13 protein-coding genes and 1 tRNA gene are annotated in these 14032 nt (G+C 73.0%); all 14 read right to left on the bottom strand.

Annotated features, from left to right (window positions below; genetic code table 11):
• Positions 1-22: 22 nt before the first annotated feature.
• Entirely contained in the window at positions 23-1501 is a 1479-nt protein-coding gene (locus tag LEL83_RS07520; protein ID WP_225558348.1) for an NAD-dependent succinate-semialdehyde dehydrogenase, read from the bottom strand.
• Between the two features lie 104 nt (positions 1502-1605).
• Positions 1606-2226, bottom strand: a complete 621-nt coding sequence (locus tag LEL83_RS07525) for an isochorismatase family protein (protein WP_225558332.1) — start codon at positions 2224-2226, stop codon at positions 1606-1608.
• 23 nt (positions 2227-2249) lie between these two features.
• Positions 2250-3755 (bottom strand): D-alanyl-D-alanine carboxypeptidase/D-alanyl-D-alanine endopeptidase, encoded by a 1506-nt coding sequence (dacB, locus tag LEL83_RS07530; RefSeq protein ID WP_225558333.1) that lies wholly within the window; start codon positions 3753-3755, stop codon positions 2250-2252.
• A gap of 73 nt (positions 3756-3828) precedes the next feature.
• Positions 3829-4824, bottom strand: a complete 996-nt coding sequence (locus LEL83_RS07535) for a Gfo/Idh/MocA family protein (RefSeq protein ID WP_225558334.1) — start codon at positions 4822-4824, stop codon at positions 3829-3831.
• A gap of 40 nt (positions 4825-4864) precedes the next feature.
• Positions 4865-5305 carry a BLUF domain-containing protein gene (locus tag LEL83_RS07540; RefSeq protein ID WP_198656320.1) on the bottom strand — a complete coding sequence of 147 codons (441 nt, stop codon included), beginning with the start codon at positions 5303-5305 and terminating at the stop codon, positions 4865-4867.
• 129 nt (positions 5306-5434) lie between these two features.
• A complete protein-coding gene (locus LEL83_RS07545; RefSeq protein WP_225558335.1) occupies positions 5435-6199 on the bottom strand; it encodes a glycoside hydrolase family 16 protein in 765 nt (254 codons plus the stop codon).
• Positions 6200-6425: 226 nt separating this feature from the next.
• Positions 6426-6498, bottom strand: a tRNA-Thr gene (locus tag LEL83_RS07550).
• A gap of 44 nt (positions 6499-6542) precedes the next feature.
• The gene (locus LEL83_RS07555) at positions 6543-7178 is read right to left on the bottom strand and encodes a TetR/AcrR family transcriptional regulator (protein ID WP_225558336.1); all 636 of its coding nucleotides are present in this window, start codon (positions 7176-7178) and stop codon (positions 6543-6545) included.
• 185 nt (positions 7179-7363) lie between these two features.
• Entirely contained in the window at positions 7364-8506 is a 1143-nt protein-coding gene (locus tag LEL83_RS07560) for a DNA polymerase III subunit delta' (protein WP_225558337.1), read from the bottom strand.
• A 25-nt stretch (positions 8507-8531) separates the two neighbouring features.
• The gene (gene tmk / locus LEL83_RS07565) at positions 8532-9167 is read right to left on the bottom strand and encodes a dTMP kinase (protein ID WP_225558338.1); all 636 of its coding nucleotides are present in this window, start codon (positions 9165-9167) and stop codon (positions 8532-8534) included.
• The gene (topA, locus tag LEL83_RS07570) at positions 9164-11986 is read right to left on the bottom strand and encodes a type I DNA topoisomerase (RefSeq protein WP_225558339.1); all 2823 of its coding nucleotides are present in this window, start codon (positions 11984-11986) and stop codon (positions 9164-9166) included. Before topA ends, tmk begins: the two co-directional genes overlap by 4 nt.
• A gap of 453 nt (positions 11987-12439) precedes the next feature.
• Positions 12440-12742: a TadE family type IV pilus minor pilin gene (locus tag LEL83_RS07575; protein ID WP_308009889.1), complete on the bottom strand. Its 303-nt coding sequence runs from the start codon at positions 12740-12742 to the stop codon at positions 12440-12442.
• A 10-nt stretch (positions 12743-12752) separates the two neighbouring features.
• Positions 12753-12980, bottom strand: coding sequence for a DUF4244 domain-containing protein (locus tag LEL83_RS07580; RefSeq protein ID WP_225558341.1), 228 nt, complete (start codon positions 12978-12980; stop codon positions 12753-12755).
• An 85-nt stretch (positions 12981-13065) separates the two neighbouring features.
• Positions 13066-14007 carry a type II secretion system F family protein gene (locus tag LEL83_RS07585; RefSeq protein ID WP_308009890.1) on the bottom strand — a complete coding sequence of 314 codons (942 nt, stop codon included), beginning with the start codon at positions 14005-14007 and terminating at the stop codon, positions 13066-13068.
• Positions 14008-14032: the final 25 nt, after the last annotated feature.

Raw genomic sequence — 14032 nt, forward strand, 5'->3', positions numbered from 1 at the left:
GGCGGGCCCGTCCGCCGCGGGGTCAGGCGGCGAACGGGTCCGGGGTCAGCACGTAGACCGACTCGAGGTACTCCTCGATGCCCTCGTGCGAGCCCTCGCGGCCGAGGCCGGACGCCTTCACCCCGCCGAACGGGAACGCCGCGTTCGACACGACGCCGGTGTTCAGCCCGAGCATGCCCGTCTCGAGCCGCTCGGCCAGCCGCTGCCCCCGTCGGAAGTCGGACGTGAAGGCGTAGGCGACGAGCCCGTACTCGGTGTCGTTCGCCAGCCGGATGCCCTCGTCCTCGGTGCCGAAGCGCGTGATCGAGGCGACCGGCCCGAAGATCTCGGTCGTCAGGATGTCCGACCCGGGCTGCACGTCGTCGACGACCGTCGCCTCGTAGAACGTGCCCGGGCGGTCGATGCGGTGCCCGCCGGTGACGAGCCGGGCGCCGCGCGTCAGGGCGTCGTCGACCAGACCGGCAGCCTTGTCGACCGCGCGGTCGTCGATGAGCGGCCCGAGCGTCGTGCCGTCCTCGGTGCCCCGTCCGACCCGCAGGGCGTCGACCTTCGCGGTGAGCGCCGCGACGAACGCGTCGGCGATGCCGTCCTGCACGAAGAACCGGTTCGCCGCGGTGCACGCCTCGCCGACGTTCCGGAACTTCGCGAGCATGGCGGCGTCGACCGCGGTGTCCAGGTCGGCGTCGTCGAAGACCAGCAGCGGGGCGTTGCCGCCGAGCTCCATGCTCGTCTTCAGCACGTTGTCGGCGGCCTGCTTGAGCAGTGCCGAACCGACCGGGGTGGACCCGGTGAAGGTGAGCTTGCGCAGCCGTCGGTCGGCGATGATCGGCTCGGACAGGCCCTTGGCGTCGCTCGACGGCACCACGTTGAGCACACCGTCCGGCAACCCGGCGCGGCGGAACAGCTCCGCCAGGAACAGGGTGGTCAGCGGCGTCAGGTCGGCAGGCTTCAGCACGACCGTGCAGCCGGCGGCGAGCGCGGGCCCGACCTTGCGGGTGGCCATCGCGAGCGGGAAGTTCCAGGGCGTGATCGCGTAGACCGGGCCGACGGGGCGCTTGAGCACGATGCCGCGACCGGTGCCCTCCGGGTTGGTGCGGTAGTCGCCGCCGATCCGCACGGCCTCCTCCGAGAACCAGCGGAGGAACTCGCCGCCGTACACGACCTCGCCGCGGGCCTCGGCCAGGGGCTTGCCCATCTCCAGCGACATCAGGGCTGCGAGGTCCTCGATGTGCTCGCGGACGAGGTCGAACGCCCGCCGCAGCACGTCGGACCGCTCGCGGGGAGCCGTGGCCGCCCAGGACGCCTGCGCGGCCACGGCGGCGTCGAGCGCGGCCGTGCCGTCCTCGGGGCTCGCGTCGGCGACCTCGGCCAGCACCGCGCCCGTGGAGGGGTCGCGCACCGCGAAGGTCGCACCGGTCGACGCCGCACGCCAGACGCCGCCGATCGACAGCCCCGTGGGGACGCCCGCGACGCTGACGTGCTCGTCCGCGACGGTCGTCACGAGGGCGGGGTCCGTCGCCGCGTCGGACGTGGCGGTGGCGTCCGTGCTGCTCGTGCTGATCGTGCTGCTCGTGCTGATCGTGCTGGTCGTGCTGGTCGTACTGCTCACAGTTGTGCTCCTCCAGGGTTGGCGAGCCCCTCGTCCATGTCGCTGCGGTCGACGTGGCCGCCGACCGCCCGGATCTCGTCGAGTGCCCGTGCGCTGCGCTCGGGGTCGACCCCGGCCACCAGGTCCTCGTAGACGGCGACGTCGAAGCCGGCCGCACGCGCGTCGAGCGCCGATGCCCGGACGCAGTGGTCCGTGGCGATGCCGACGACGTCGACCGTCGTCACCCGACGCTCCGCCAGCAGCTCGGGCAGCGGGACGCCGTCCTCGGTCCGGGCCTGGAACGCCGAGTAGTCGGGGGTCCCCTGTCCCTTCAGGACGCCGACGTCGATCATCGCCGTGTCGAGCTTCGGGTGGTAGTCGGCGCCCGGGGTGCCGGCCACGCAGTGCACCGGCCAGGTGTCCACGAAGTCGGGGCCGTCCGGACCGGCGAAGTGGCCGCCGTTGTCGTCGTCGCCGTGGTGCCAGTCACGGGACGCCACGATGAGGTCGTACTCGTCCCCGTGTCTGCCGAGGAACGCGGTGATGCGCTCCGCGAGCGCCGCACCCCCGGTGACCGCGAGCGCACCGCCCTCGGTGAAGTCGTTCTGGACGTCCACGACGAGCAGTGCTCTTGCCATGGGTCCATCCAACACCCGCTGGCTCAGGACCCGGTGAGCCTGCCTCCGCACGAGTAGGTCGCGGCGGTCACGGCGTCGAGTGCCGGCAGCGCTGCGGCGCGCGGCGAGCCGATGGCGTAGAACGCGAAGGTCAGACGGGTGCCGTCGGCCGCGTCGATCCAGCCACCCAGGGTGTTCGCGCTGTCGATCCAGCCGGTCTTCGCGTGCACCTTGCCCCGGGCCACCGCGTTCGCGCCGGTGAACCGGCTGGCGAGGGTGCCGGACTGCCCCGACACCGGCAGGGCGTTCCCCAGCATCCCGAGTCCCTTCGCGCCGGAGGCGACCTGCACCATGAGGTGCGCGACGAACTCCGGCGACACCGCGTTCGCGGCACTCTCGCCCGAGCCGTCCTTGATCACGATGCCGGCCGGGTCGAGGCCGTACGAGCGCAGCGCCGACCGGTACACCGACGTCAGCGATGCCGCCGAGCCGTTCGACCCGGACTCCTTCGAGGACACCCGCGCGAGCATCTCCGCCAGGGTGTTGTCCGAGTTCGGGATCATCTGCCCGATGAGTGCCGAGACCGGCTGCGAGGACACCGTCGCGATCGTCTCGGTCCCCGTGGTCGCCCGCTGGACGATCTGCGCCGACGCCGCTCCCGCGACGCCCGCGTTCGCCAGGGCCGTCCGGAAGGCGGTGCCGGCGCGTCCGACGGGGTCCTCGGACCGGGGCGACGTCGCCGCGGCGGGGTCCGCACGGTCGCCGTCGACCATCAGGGCGGTGACCTTGGGCTGGTACCCGATGGTCCGCTCCGACACCGGCCACGTGGGGTCCCAGGCGTCGGCGGAGCTCCAGTAGGTGCCGTCGGCCACGATCGTGGTGATCGGGGTGCTGCCGACCTTCGTCTTCACCTGCTCCGCCAGCTGCGCCAGGGTGGGGGCTCCGGGGTAGACCGTGCCGCCACCGGCGGACAGCGTGGCGTCCCCGTGGCCGACGAGCGCCACGGTGTCCGGCGACTCCCGCGTGACGGTCGTCGGGATGCGGTGGTCCCCGCCGAGGACGGAGAGCGCGGTCGCCGAGGTGAGCGTCTTCATCACGCTGCCGGTCTGCGCGGCACGCTCGCCGTGCTCCGAGAACAGGACCGTGCCCGTCTTCGCGTCCATCACGTACCCCTCGAAGTCGCCGAGGCCGCTCGCCGAGGCGGCCGTGGCGATCGAGCAGGTCCGGAGCGCGGACGGTCCTGCGAGGTCCTCCGGTACCGCGCGGGCAGCGGGGGTCGGCGTCGGCGTCGCCGTCGGACGCATCGTGGTGGTCGTCCGCTCGGGAGCCGAGGACGCACTCCGGGTCGGGCCCGGTGCGGCGGCCGTCCGGGTGTCTGGGGTCGTTGCCGCGGCCACCGCCACCGCACCGCCCGAACCGAGCACGAGCAGCCCCACGAGTCCGCCGGCGATCCACGGCACCGGTCGTCGAGCGGCCGAGGCGCGCGCCGCGGCGACGGCGGCGCGGAGTCGCGCGGAGACGGGACGCGGGGTGGGCTGCGGCTCGGACATCGTGACCGATCCTACGGAACCGCGGCAGGAGCCTCCAGGCCGGATCGGTGACCCGTGCGTGCGGCGGGCCCGCTCAGGGAGCCGTGGCGGGGCCGTCGGCCGGGTACCGGACGCCCACCTGGCGGCGTGCCTCGTCCATCACCGCCATGATCGCGACGGTCTCGTCCGGGTCCATCGGGCCGCCGTCGCGGTGGCCCGACGTGATCATGGCCTCGAAGGCGCGGGCCTCGTGCGCGTAGCCGGCGAGCTCCTCGCGGCCGTCGAACTCCTCGACCACGGCGCCGTCGCGGTCGCGGATCCGCCAGGTGGTCGGCGTGTACCAGGTCGTGTCGAGGTCGATGCGGCCGGTCTCGCCGATGATCGATGCCGTGTTCGGGCTCCGCAGGTCCATCCCGAAGTGGATCACCGACTGCGCACCGCCCTCGTGCGTCATGACGAGCCCCATCTGCTCGTCGACGCCCTGCTCGCTCAGCGTGCCCGCGGCCACCAGCGAGGTCGGCACCCCGAGCACGTCCACCGCGAACGACACCGGGTAGACCCCGAGGTCGAGCATCGCTCCCCCGCCCAGCGCGGGATCGCGGAGCCGGTGGTCGGGGTCGGTGGGCAGGGCCTGGTGGTGCGTGGCCTCGACGACCATCGGCCGTCCGATGCGGCCCTCGGCGAGGACCTCGCGGATCATCGCCATCTGCGGCAGGAAACGCGTCCACATCGCCTCCATCACCGCCACGCCGGCCTGCCGGGCTGCGTCGACGACGGTGCGTGCCTCGTCCGCGGTGATGGTGAACGCCTTCTCGACCAGGACGTGCTTGCCGGCGCGGATCGCGAGCAGGGCGTCCTCGGCGTGCCGGACGTGCGGCGTCGCGATGTACACGGCGTCGACGTGGTCGTCGGCGACGAGGTCCTCGTAGGAGCCGTGGGCCCGCGGGATGCCGAACTCGGACGCGAACGCCTCGGCGTGCTCGAGCGTGCGGCTGCCCACCGCGCTGAACGCGATGCCCGCGGCAGTGCAGTCGCTCACGAAGGACCGGGCGATGCCGCCCGTGCCGATGACTCCCCAGCGAACCGTCATGGCCCCTGTCTACCAGGGCGGGGTCGGCGCCGGCCCGGCGTCAGCGGCGGTGCTTGCCGAGGGCCGCGTCCGGTGCCGCCATCGGGTGGTTGCGGAACCAGCGCAGGAGCTCGCGCGCCCGGCTGCTGTCCGCGCTGGCATCCCCGTCGGTCAGGAAGGCGTCGAACCCGTCGGGCAGTTCCGCGTCGGCTTCGCGGTGGAACGCCATCGTCCACTCGCCGAACCGCGGCGTGTGGATGCGCTCCTCGACCAGCAGGCCGACGTCGGTGTGCCGAGGGTCCTCGATGATGCGCTGGTAGGTCTCGAGCACGGCGGACTCGGGTCCCTCGAGCAGCTGCATGAAGCGGCCGTCCTTGTAGACGAGCATCCCCGACAGGCCGGCGGCACCGTTGCGCTGCCGCGAGTACTCCAGGAGCGCGTCGAGGCGTTCCTGGTCGAACACCTGGTTCGCGGCGCTCATGTAGACCAGGGACAGCAGCATGACGACCTCTCCTCGTGACGCGACGGGACCGTCCCACGCGACGGGAGCGGGACCGCCTCCCATCGTGGCGTGCGCCGTTCGACCGCGGCATCCCCAGAACGGGGATCGCCGACCGAGCGCGCCGCCGGGTCACTCCGGGTCGTAGGTGCGGACCCAGTCGATCTGCAGGTGGCCAGGGTCGCCCCAGTTGCCGACCTGGAACATGTAGCGGTGCGGCGTGGTCGGGACGTTCCGCGGCACGGTGAAGACGAGCTTGCCGTCCAGGTAGTACCGGATGATCTTCCCCGGGACCCACTCGGTCGTGTAGGTGTGCCAGTCCTGCCACGACACGCGCGTGTTGTAGTGCTCGGTGTCACGCTCGGACCCGGGGGTCATCGAGTGGTGGAACACCCGAGGCGATCCCTCGAACTGTCCCTCCGGGTAGTTGAGTTCGCCGTCCACCCACGCGTCCGAGGTCGGCCAGAGCATCACGGCCACCCCGTTGCCCTCGCCGCCGGTCGCCCGGGCCCGGATGCTGAACGTGCCCCCGACGTGCGACCACGCCCCGGTCGGCGTGCCGAAGGTTCCGGCGGCGCCGTGCTCGCCGTCCATCGCCACGTCCATGGACCCGTCGTGCGCGCTGATGAGCGTGCCCGACCAGTACTTGCCGCCGGTGCCGTCCGGGTAGGGCTGCCACGAGTCGCGGTAGGTGGCGGCGAACGGCCCACCTGCCGACGCCGGGGTGTCGAAGTCCTCGGAGAACGTCGGCTCGCGGTCCGACAGGTACGACGGCATGGTCGGGGCCGGGGTCGGACTCGCCGTCGTCACACCGGCGTCCAGGTCCGTCGCCGAGGTCGCACGGTCGCCGGGCACCGCGGCCGCGGTCACCGCAAGGGCTCCGGCGGCTGCTGCCACGACGACGACCGTCAGGACCCGCCTCAGCACGACGGCACCGCCGGTGTCCTGCCGACTGCGGCGTCGCTGGGCTGGTGCTCGGTCACGTGGTCCCCCGTATCGCGGACAAGGGTAGCCCCTCGTCCGAGCCGGCGTCTGTCCCTCGGTCGAGGGGCGTCGGTTCCGTCCGGAATGCGAAAACCCCGGTCAGCGCCGTGTTGCACGGAGCTGACCGGGGTGTTGTCCGAGCCGCCTGTCGGAATCGAACCGACGACCTATTCATTACGAGTGAATCGCTCTACCGACTGAGCTAAGGCGGCGCGCGCTCCGGTTCCGGAGCGGCACGAGCAATGACTATACAGGTTCACACGAGCGAACGCGAAACCAGCGCGTCGAGCTCCGCGAAGGAGCGTTCGAGCTCGTCGACGAGCTCCCCACCGGCATCGGAGGCCGACCACTCCCACCACGCGTGCCGCAGTGCGGCGAGGGCGATGACCGCCGCGAGACCGGCCCGGCGTCGGAGCCCCTCGGGGTCCGCGGCGAGCACCGGGTCCGCGCGTTCGAGACGTCGTGCGACGGCGGCCTGCACCTCCGCCTGGAACTCCTGCATCGACGCCATCCGACGGCTGAACAGTTCCGGGTTGGCGCGGAGCACCTGCTGCCGCTCCGCGACCAGGCCGCGTTCCGTGAAGAACGCCTGGGCTGAGTGCACCAGCAGGGCGCCGATGTCAGCCACCAGCTCACCGCTCGGCCCACCGTCCACGAAGGCCTGCAGTGCGGCGTCGTCGGGCAACCGGGGGTCGTCGCCGAGGATCGCCTGTTCCTTGTTCGCGAAGTAGTTGAAGAACGTGCGGGGCGACACGTCGGCGCGGCGGGAGATCTCGTCGACCGTGACGGCGCCGAGGCCGTCCTCGACGGCGATCCGGAGAGCGGCCTGCTGGATCGCGAGTCGGGTGGCGTGGCGCTTCCGTTCACGCAGACCGGGTTCGGGGTCGGGCATGCCGTGATTGTCGCATGCGGCACCGGGTCGCGGGTCCGGGGGCATGGGTCGCGGGCCCGGGGGCACGGCTCGCGGGCCCGGGGCCCGGCTCTCGTGGCACGGGGTGCCCGGCACCGGCCCGTCACCGGCTCGGCGGGGCGCCGGCCTGGAGGCACGGGTCGCCTCGCCCGGGTCGCCGCCGCCCGTCAGCGGCGCGCGCGGGCGATCGTGACGAGCAGGGCTTCCAGCGCCAGCAGCGCAGCGACGTTCGCAGCGATCCGCTGCCGGGCGAGGGCGACGGCGTCGAGCACCTCGAGCGCTGCGGCGGGCGGGACCGTCGGCAGCGCGTGGTCGAGCTGGTTCCGCATCGCGAGGTTCACCGGCTCGGCCGGGGCCCCGAGACCGAGCAGCAGCAGGTCGCGGTAGAGCGACGAGACGTCGACCAGGATGCGGTCCAGACCGTCGCGCAGGCTGCGGGTCGCCCGGCGCTTCTGGTCCTCCTCGAGGGCACGCAGCTGGGATCGGAGCGCCGGCGGGATGGTGCCACCGGGTTCGACGCCGAGCGACCGCAGGGCGGCGTCGCGCTCCTCGGAGTCGCGCTGCTCGGTGATCGACTTGGCGTCCTCGTCGGCGACCGCGAGCAGGTCGGCGGCAGCCATGACGGCGTCGCCGACGCTCCGCACGCCGAGCACCGTCGTCAGCGTGCGACGTCGGCGGTCGCGGGCGTCCTCGCTCGTGGCGAGTCGCTGGGCCATCCCGATGTGGCTCTGGGCCTGACGGGCCGCGTCCATCGCGAGCACCCGGTCGACACCGGTCCGTGCGACGAGCAGGTCGGCGACGGACTCGATGCCCGGCACCCGGAGACGCACCGAGCGGACGCGCGACCGGATCGTCGGCAGCAGGTCGGCCTCGCTCGGGGCGCAGAGGATCCACACGGTGCGTTCCGGCGGCTCCTCGAGCGCCTTGAGCAGCAGGTTCGAGGTGCGCTCGGTCATGCGGTCGGCGTCCTCGATGATGACGACGCGGTAGCGCCCGACCGACGGCGAGTAGTGCGACGAGGTGACGAGCTGCCGGATCTCGTCGATGGTGATGATGACGCGCTGCGTGGTGAGCACCGAGACGTCGGGGTGCGTCTTCGCGGTGATCTGCCGGAGGGTGTGGTCGTCGTCCGGGCCGTCACCCACGAGCGCCGCGGCGAAGGCCGTCGCGACGTTCGAGCGGCCCGATCCGGGCGGGCCGGTGATGAGCCACGAGTGGGTCATGCCCCCGGTGCCGTCGGTGGACTCCGCGGCGTTCCGGAGCGACGCGACCGCTTCTTCCTGTCCGGTCAGGCCGTCCCACACGCTCACGGGACCATCCTCGCAGCGACCACCGTCATGCGGGGTCGACCTCGACGAGCGGCGCGACCGCGGCACGGATGCGGCGCTGGACCTCGTCGGTGGACTCGGCGGCGTCGACCACCAGGAAGCGCCCGGGCTCGGCGTCGGCCATGGCGCGGAACGCGTCGCGCACCGACTGGTGGAACGCCTCGGCCTCGGACTCCAGCCGGTCGAAGGTGTCGCCTCGCGCCGCGGCCACCCGCGCACGCCCGACCGTGACGTCGAGGTCGAGCAGGATCGTCAGGTCCGGGGCCAGACCGTCGGCCGCCCAGGTCGACACCGAGCGGATCTGGTCGGCACCGAGGCCGCGGCCGACGCCCTGGTACGCGACCGAGGAGTCGATGTAGCGGTCCTGCAGCACGACCTCGTCACGCGCGAGCGCCGGCCGGACCACGGTCTCGACGTGCTGTGCGCGGTCCGCCGCGTAGAGCAGCGCCTCGGCACGGGGCGCCACGTGGCCGCGCTCGTGCAGCACCATCTCGCGGATGCGGACCCCCAGGTCGGTGCCGCCGGGTTCACGGGTCCGCAGGACGGTGCGACCGTGTCCGACGAGCCACGCCGAGAGCAGCTCCGCCTGGGTCGTCTTGCCCGCACCGTCGCCGCCCTCGAGCGTGATGAACCGCCCGGTCACTTCTTCTTGGCCGCCGTCCGGCGGGCCGGGGTCTTCTTCTTGACCGGCCCCTTGGCCCGCTTGTCCGCGATCAGCTGCACGGCACGCGCGTGGTCGACCGCCTCGACGTCCTCGCCCCGCGGGATCGTCGCGTTCGTCTCGCCGTCGGTGACGTAGGGGCCGAACCGGCCGTCCTTCATCTTGATCGGCTTGCCGGAGACCGGGTCGGCGTCGAACTCCTTGAGCGCGGCGCTGGCGGTCCGGTTGCCGCCGTACTTCGGCTGCGCGAAGAGCTCGAGCGCGCCCGGCAGGTCGATGTCGAAGATCGCGTCCTCGCTGGGGAGCGTCCGGGTGTCCGTCCCCTTCTTCAGGTACGGACCGTAACGGCCGTTCTGCGCGGTGATGTCGTTGCCCGTCTCCGGGTCCTGCCCGACGACGCGCGGCAGGTCGAGGAGCTTGAGCGCGGTCTCGAGGTCGACGGTCTGCGGGTCCATCGACTTGAAGAGCGACGCGGTGCGTTCCTTCGGAGCGGCGGCCTTCTTGGTCGTCTTCTTCGCCGGAGCCTTCTTCGCCGGGGCCTTCCCCGCCGTGGCGGTCGTGCCCGCGGCGGCCTCGGCCGTGGCCGTGGCGTCGGTCGTCTCCGCTGCCGCGGGGGCCGCCTCGACGACCTCGCCGGTCTTCGGGTCCACCGTCGGCTCGGGTTCGGGCGTGCGCTCCGTGACGTAGGGACCGAAGCGGCCGTCCTTCGCCAGGACCTCCTTGCCGGTCTCCGGGTTCACGCCGACGACGCGGTCGCCGAGCACGGGGGCGTCGACGAGTTCCTTCGCCTTGTCCACGGTGAGCTCGTCGGGGGCCAGGTCCTCGGGCACGTTGACCCGTCGCGGCTTCTCCGGGTCATCGCTCGGCACCTCGATGTAGGGGCCGTAGCGACCGATCCGCAGGGTGAGGCCCGGCGCGAGTTCGACCGAGTTGATCTCACGCGCGTCGATCTCACCGAGGTTGTCGATGACCGTCCGGAGGCCGCGCTGGTCGTCGTCGCCGCCACCGAAGTAGAAGCCCTTCAACCAGTCGACGCGGTCTGCGTCACCGCGGGCGATGCGGTCGAGGTCCTCTTCCATCTCGGCGGTGAAGTCGTACTCCACCAGCTCGCCGAAGTACTCCTCGAGCAGACGCACCACGCTGAACGCGATCCAGTTCGGCACGAGCTGGGTGCCGCGGAGCGACACGTAGCCACGGTCGATGATCGTCGGGCTGATGGTGGGGTAGGTCGACGGGCGCCCGATCCCCAGCTCTTCCAGCGTCTTGATCAGGCTGGCCTCGGTGAAGCGCGGCGGCGGCGTGGTGTCGTGGCCCTTCGCCTCGACGTCCGTCACGGCGAGGTGCTCGCCCTCGGAGACGTTCGGCAGGGCGACGTCCTGGCCGGCACGCTCGGAGGACTCGTGGCGGTCCTCGTCACGGCCCTCTTCGTAGGCGCTGAGGAAGCCACGGAACGTGATGACCGTGCCGGAGGCGGTGAACTCGGCGTCCGTGCCGTTCGCGGTCGAGGCGATGCCCTCCACCGACTCGGTCGACGCGATGCCGAGCACGATCGACGCGGTCGATCCCTTGGCGTCCGCCATCTGCGACGCGATGGTGCGCTTCCAGATGAGGTCGTACAGACGCCACTCGACACCGGTCAGGGTGCCCTGCAGGTCCTGCGGGGTGCGGAACGAGTCACCGGCGGGGCGGATGGCCTCGTGTGCCTCCTGCGCGTTCTTGCTCTTGCTGGCGTACAGCCGGGGCTTGTCCGGCACCGTCGCCGCACCGTACAGGTCGGCCGCCTGCTTGCGCGCCGCGTCGATCGCCTGCTTCGAGAGCGAGACGGAGTCGGTACGGATGTAGGTGATGTAGCCGTTCTCGTACAGGGTCTGCGCCGCGCGGGCGGTCTGCCGCGGCGACAGCCGGAGCTTGCGCGCCGCCTCCTGCTGGAGGGTCGAGGTGGTGAACGGCGCCGCCGGGCGACGCGTGTACGGCTTCGAGTCGACGCTGCGGACCGTGGCGTCGCCGGCGCGCTCGAGGACGGTCGTCAGCGACGCCGCTGCGGCCTCGTCGAGACGGACGACGTCACCGCTGAGCGTGCCGCGGTCGTCGAAGTCACGGCCGGACGCGACCCGGGTGCCGTGGATCCGCGCGAGTCGGGCGGAGAAGGAGGACTCGCCGGCCTTCTCGAACCGGGCGGAGAGGTCCCAGTAGTTGGCGGAGACGAAGGCCAGGCGCTCGCGCTCGCGGTCGACGACCAGACGGGTCGCCGCGGACTGCACGCGGCCGGCGGACAGGCCCGGGGCGACCTTGCGCCACAGCACCGGTGAGACCTCGTACCCGTACAGCCGGTCGAGGATGCGGCGGGTCTCCTGCGCGTCGACGAGGGAGGTGTCGAGCTCGCGGGTCGCCTCCTGCGCGCGCTGGATCGCCTCCTTGGTGATCTCGTGGAAGACCATCCGCTTGACGGGGACCTTCGGCTTGAGGACCTGCAGGAGGTGCCACGCGATGGCCTCACCCTCGCGGTCTTCATCTGTTGCGAGGTAGAGCTCGTCGGCGTCCTTCAGGGCACGCTTGAGTTCGGAGACCGTCTTCTTCTTGGCGTCGGACACGACGTAGTACGGCTCGAAGCCGTTGTCGACGTCCACCGAGAACTTGCCGAGCGAGCCCTTCTTGAGCTCGGCCGGGAGGTTCTTGGGCTCGACGAGGTCGCGGATGTGTCCGACCGAGGCCTGGACTTCGTATCCGTCACCGAGGTATTGCGCGATCGTCTTCGCCTTCGCAGGGCTCTCGACGATCACGAGCTTCTTCGTGCCTGGCACGTGTCTCCTTGATCGATGGTGCTGATCGGCCCTGTCCACGAACGTGTCCGGGTCGACCGTGACATCGGTGACCGCGGGCCGACAGGCACACCATACACATAGTGTTCGGACGGGTCGCCCGCCGGACCGGCCACCGCGACCGCGCTGGCTGCGAACGGACCGCTGCCGATCCGGACGCGCACGCGGGCGGTCGTCGCGGCGACGTCGCAGGCGTCGAGGGCCGCTCCGTTCGCGCCGGCGACACGGGATGCGACGGCGCACGGCGCGCCGGGGAGGAGCCCGGTGGCGGTGGCCGCCGCCCCGGTCGCCGCTGCGTCCGCCGCGGCTGCCGCCCGCTCCGTGAGGACGCGGTGCCCGGCAGCGGCGAGCGCCGTCGAGGCGAGCAGGACCGCCACCCCGAGCACCGCCGCGAGCAGGACGGTCGCCGAACCGTCCTCGCCGCCGCGTGCCACGTCACCCTCCCCCGGCGGCCGCACAGCCGGTGGCGCGGAGCGTCAGCGCCGCGAACGGACCGGCACCCGTGCGAGCGGCGTCGACGCAGACCAACCCGCTCTCGCGGCGGACCGCGAGCGTGGCGCCGGGCGCGATCCGGGAGGCCGCGGCGAGTCCGGTGTCGTCCCCGCGTCCGACCGCCCGGGCCGCGGTCGCCGCCGCCGTCGTGAGCCGCCCCTGCCTGTCGACGACGAGCACCGCCGCGACGAGCGTGGTGAGCACGACGGCCACCACGGGGAGCGCGACGGCGAACTCGACGGTCACGGAGCCGCGTTCACGACGAGAGGGCGCCACGGACGAGGTCGGTCAGGATGGTCTGCACCTCGCCAGAGCGCATCACGGCGACGAGGACCCCGGCGAAGGCGACGGCGGCGAGGATGACGACGGCGTACTCGGCCGTCGCCGATCCCTGCTCGTCCCGCAGGCGTGACCGCCAGCGGGCACTCCAGCCGTCGCGCCGACTGCTCGGTGCGGGGTGGGTGGGGTCCGGTGTGCTGTTCATGGGTTCCGTCCTTCCTGTTGCGGTGGGACCAGCCTGTCCGGGATGCCGGGTCGGCCGCGTGCGCCGTGGACGTTCTGTGGAGAGGTCACCCGATGCCCACCGCGGTGGAGGACAGGACGCCCACCACGACGGGCACCACCCCCACCAGGACGAAGGCCGGCAGCACGCACACCCCGAGCGGCAGCACCAGTCGGACGGCGAGCCGCTCGGCGGCGGCCAGCCCGTCGGCGGCTGCCTCGTCCCGCACGTCCTCGGCGGCGCGTCGGAGCAGTCCGGCGGCGGGGACGCCGGCGCGGCGGGCCAGGTCGAGGACGTCGTGGAGCCGGGCGGCCTCAGCGGGTGGCGGTGCGGCACCGCCGGACGCCTCGGCGACGGCCGCGCCCGCGGTCGTCCACGATCCCCCTCCGGCGACGGCGACGGCCCACGCGTCGAGGAGCACGCCGGGCACGTGGCCGTCGGGGGTGGCGGACCGCACCAGTCGTGCCGTCCAGCTCCGGCCGAGCGTGACCAGCACAGCGGCGAGCGCCGTGCACGCCCAGCCGGCCGGTGAGCTGACGAGCACCTCGACCGCTCCTGCGCCCCAGGCCGCCCCGAGACCGAGGCCGAAGAGCGGCAGGGCGAGCACGACCCGCGCGCTCATCCGCGGTCCGGCGAGCGCGACGCGGACGGCGCGGTCGGACGCCGCCGTGCGGCGCAGCGCCCCGGCGAGCGCGCGGAGCGTGTCGACCACCGGCGCTCCGGTGCGGTCGGCGACCCGCAGCACGACGGCGATGTCCCGCTCGGCGGGACCGCCGTGCGTCGGGAGTCCCCCGACGAGCTGCCAGGCCCGCGGTGGCGGCACGCCGGCCGCGACCAGGGTCGCGACCCGATCGAGCGCCCCCGCGACGACCGACGCACCAGAGGACCCAGAGGCCCCCGAGGCAGCCGAGCGGGGCCGACGTCCCGCGGCGGACGCGCGAGGCGCAACCGGCGCGCGGGGCGCACCCGACGCGCGGGACGCGCGCACCGCACCACGCACCCGGCCCACGCCGCTCCCCCGAGCCCGAGCCCGA

The organism is Curtobacterium oceanosedimentum, assembly GCF_020297365.1.
In the GTDB taxonomy this organism is placed as follows: Bacteria; Actinomycetota; Actinomycetes; order Actinomycetales; family Microbacteriaceae; genus Curtobacterium.

Coding starts and splice junctions, on each gene's coding strand:
- LEL83_RS07525 (WP_225558332.1), bottom strand. CDS start 2,226: ATGGCAAGAGCACTGCTCGTCGTGGACGTCCAGAACGACTTCACCGAG.
- dacB (WP_225558333.1), bottom strand. CDS start 3,755: ATGTCCGAGCCGCAGCCCACCCCGCGTCCCGTCTCCGCGCGACTCCGC.
- LEL83_RS07535 (WP_225558334.1), bottom strand. CDS start 4,824: ATGACGGTTCGCTGGGGAGTCATCGGCACGGGCGGCATCGCCCGGTCC.
- LEL83_RS07540 (WP_198656320.1), bottom strand. CDS start 5,305: ATGCTGCTGTCCCTGGTCTACATGAGCGCCGCGAACCAGGTGTTCGAC.
- LEL83_RS07555 (WP_225558336.1), bottom strand. CDS start 7,178: ATGCCCGACCCCGAACCCGGTCTGCGTGAACGGAAGCGCCACGCCACC.
- LEL83_RS07580 (WP_225558341.1), bottom strand. CDS start 12,980: ATGAACAGCACACCGGACCCCACCCACCCCGCACCGAGCAGTCGGCGC.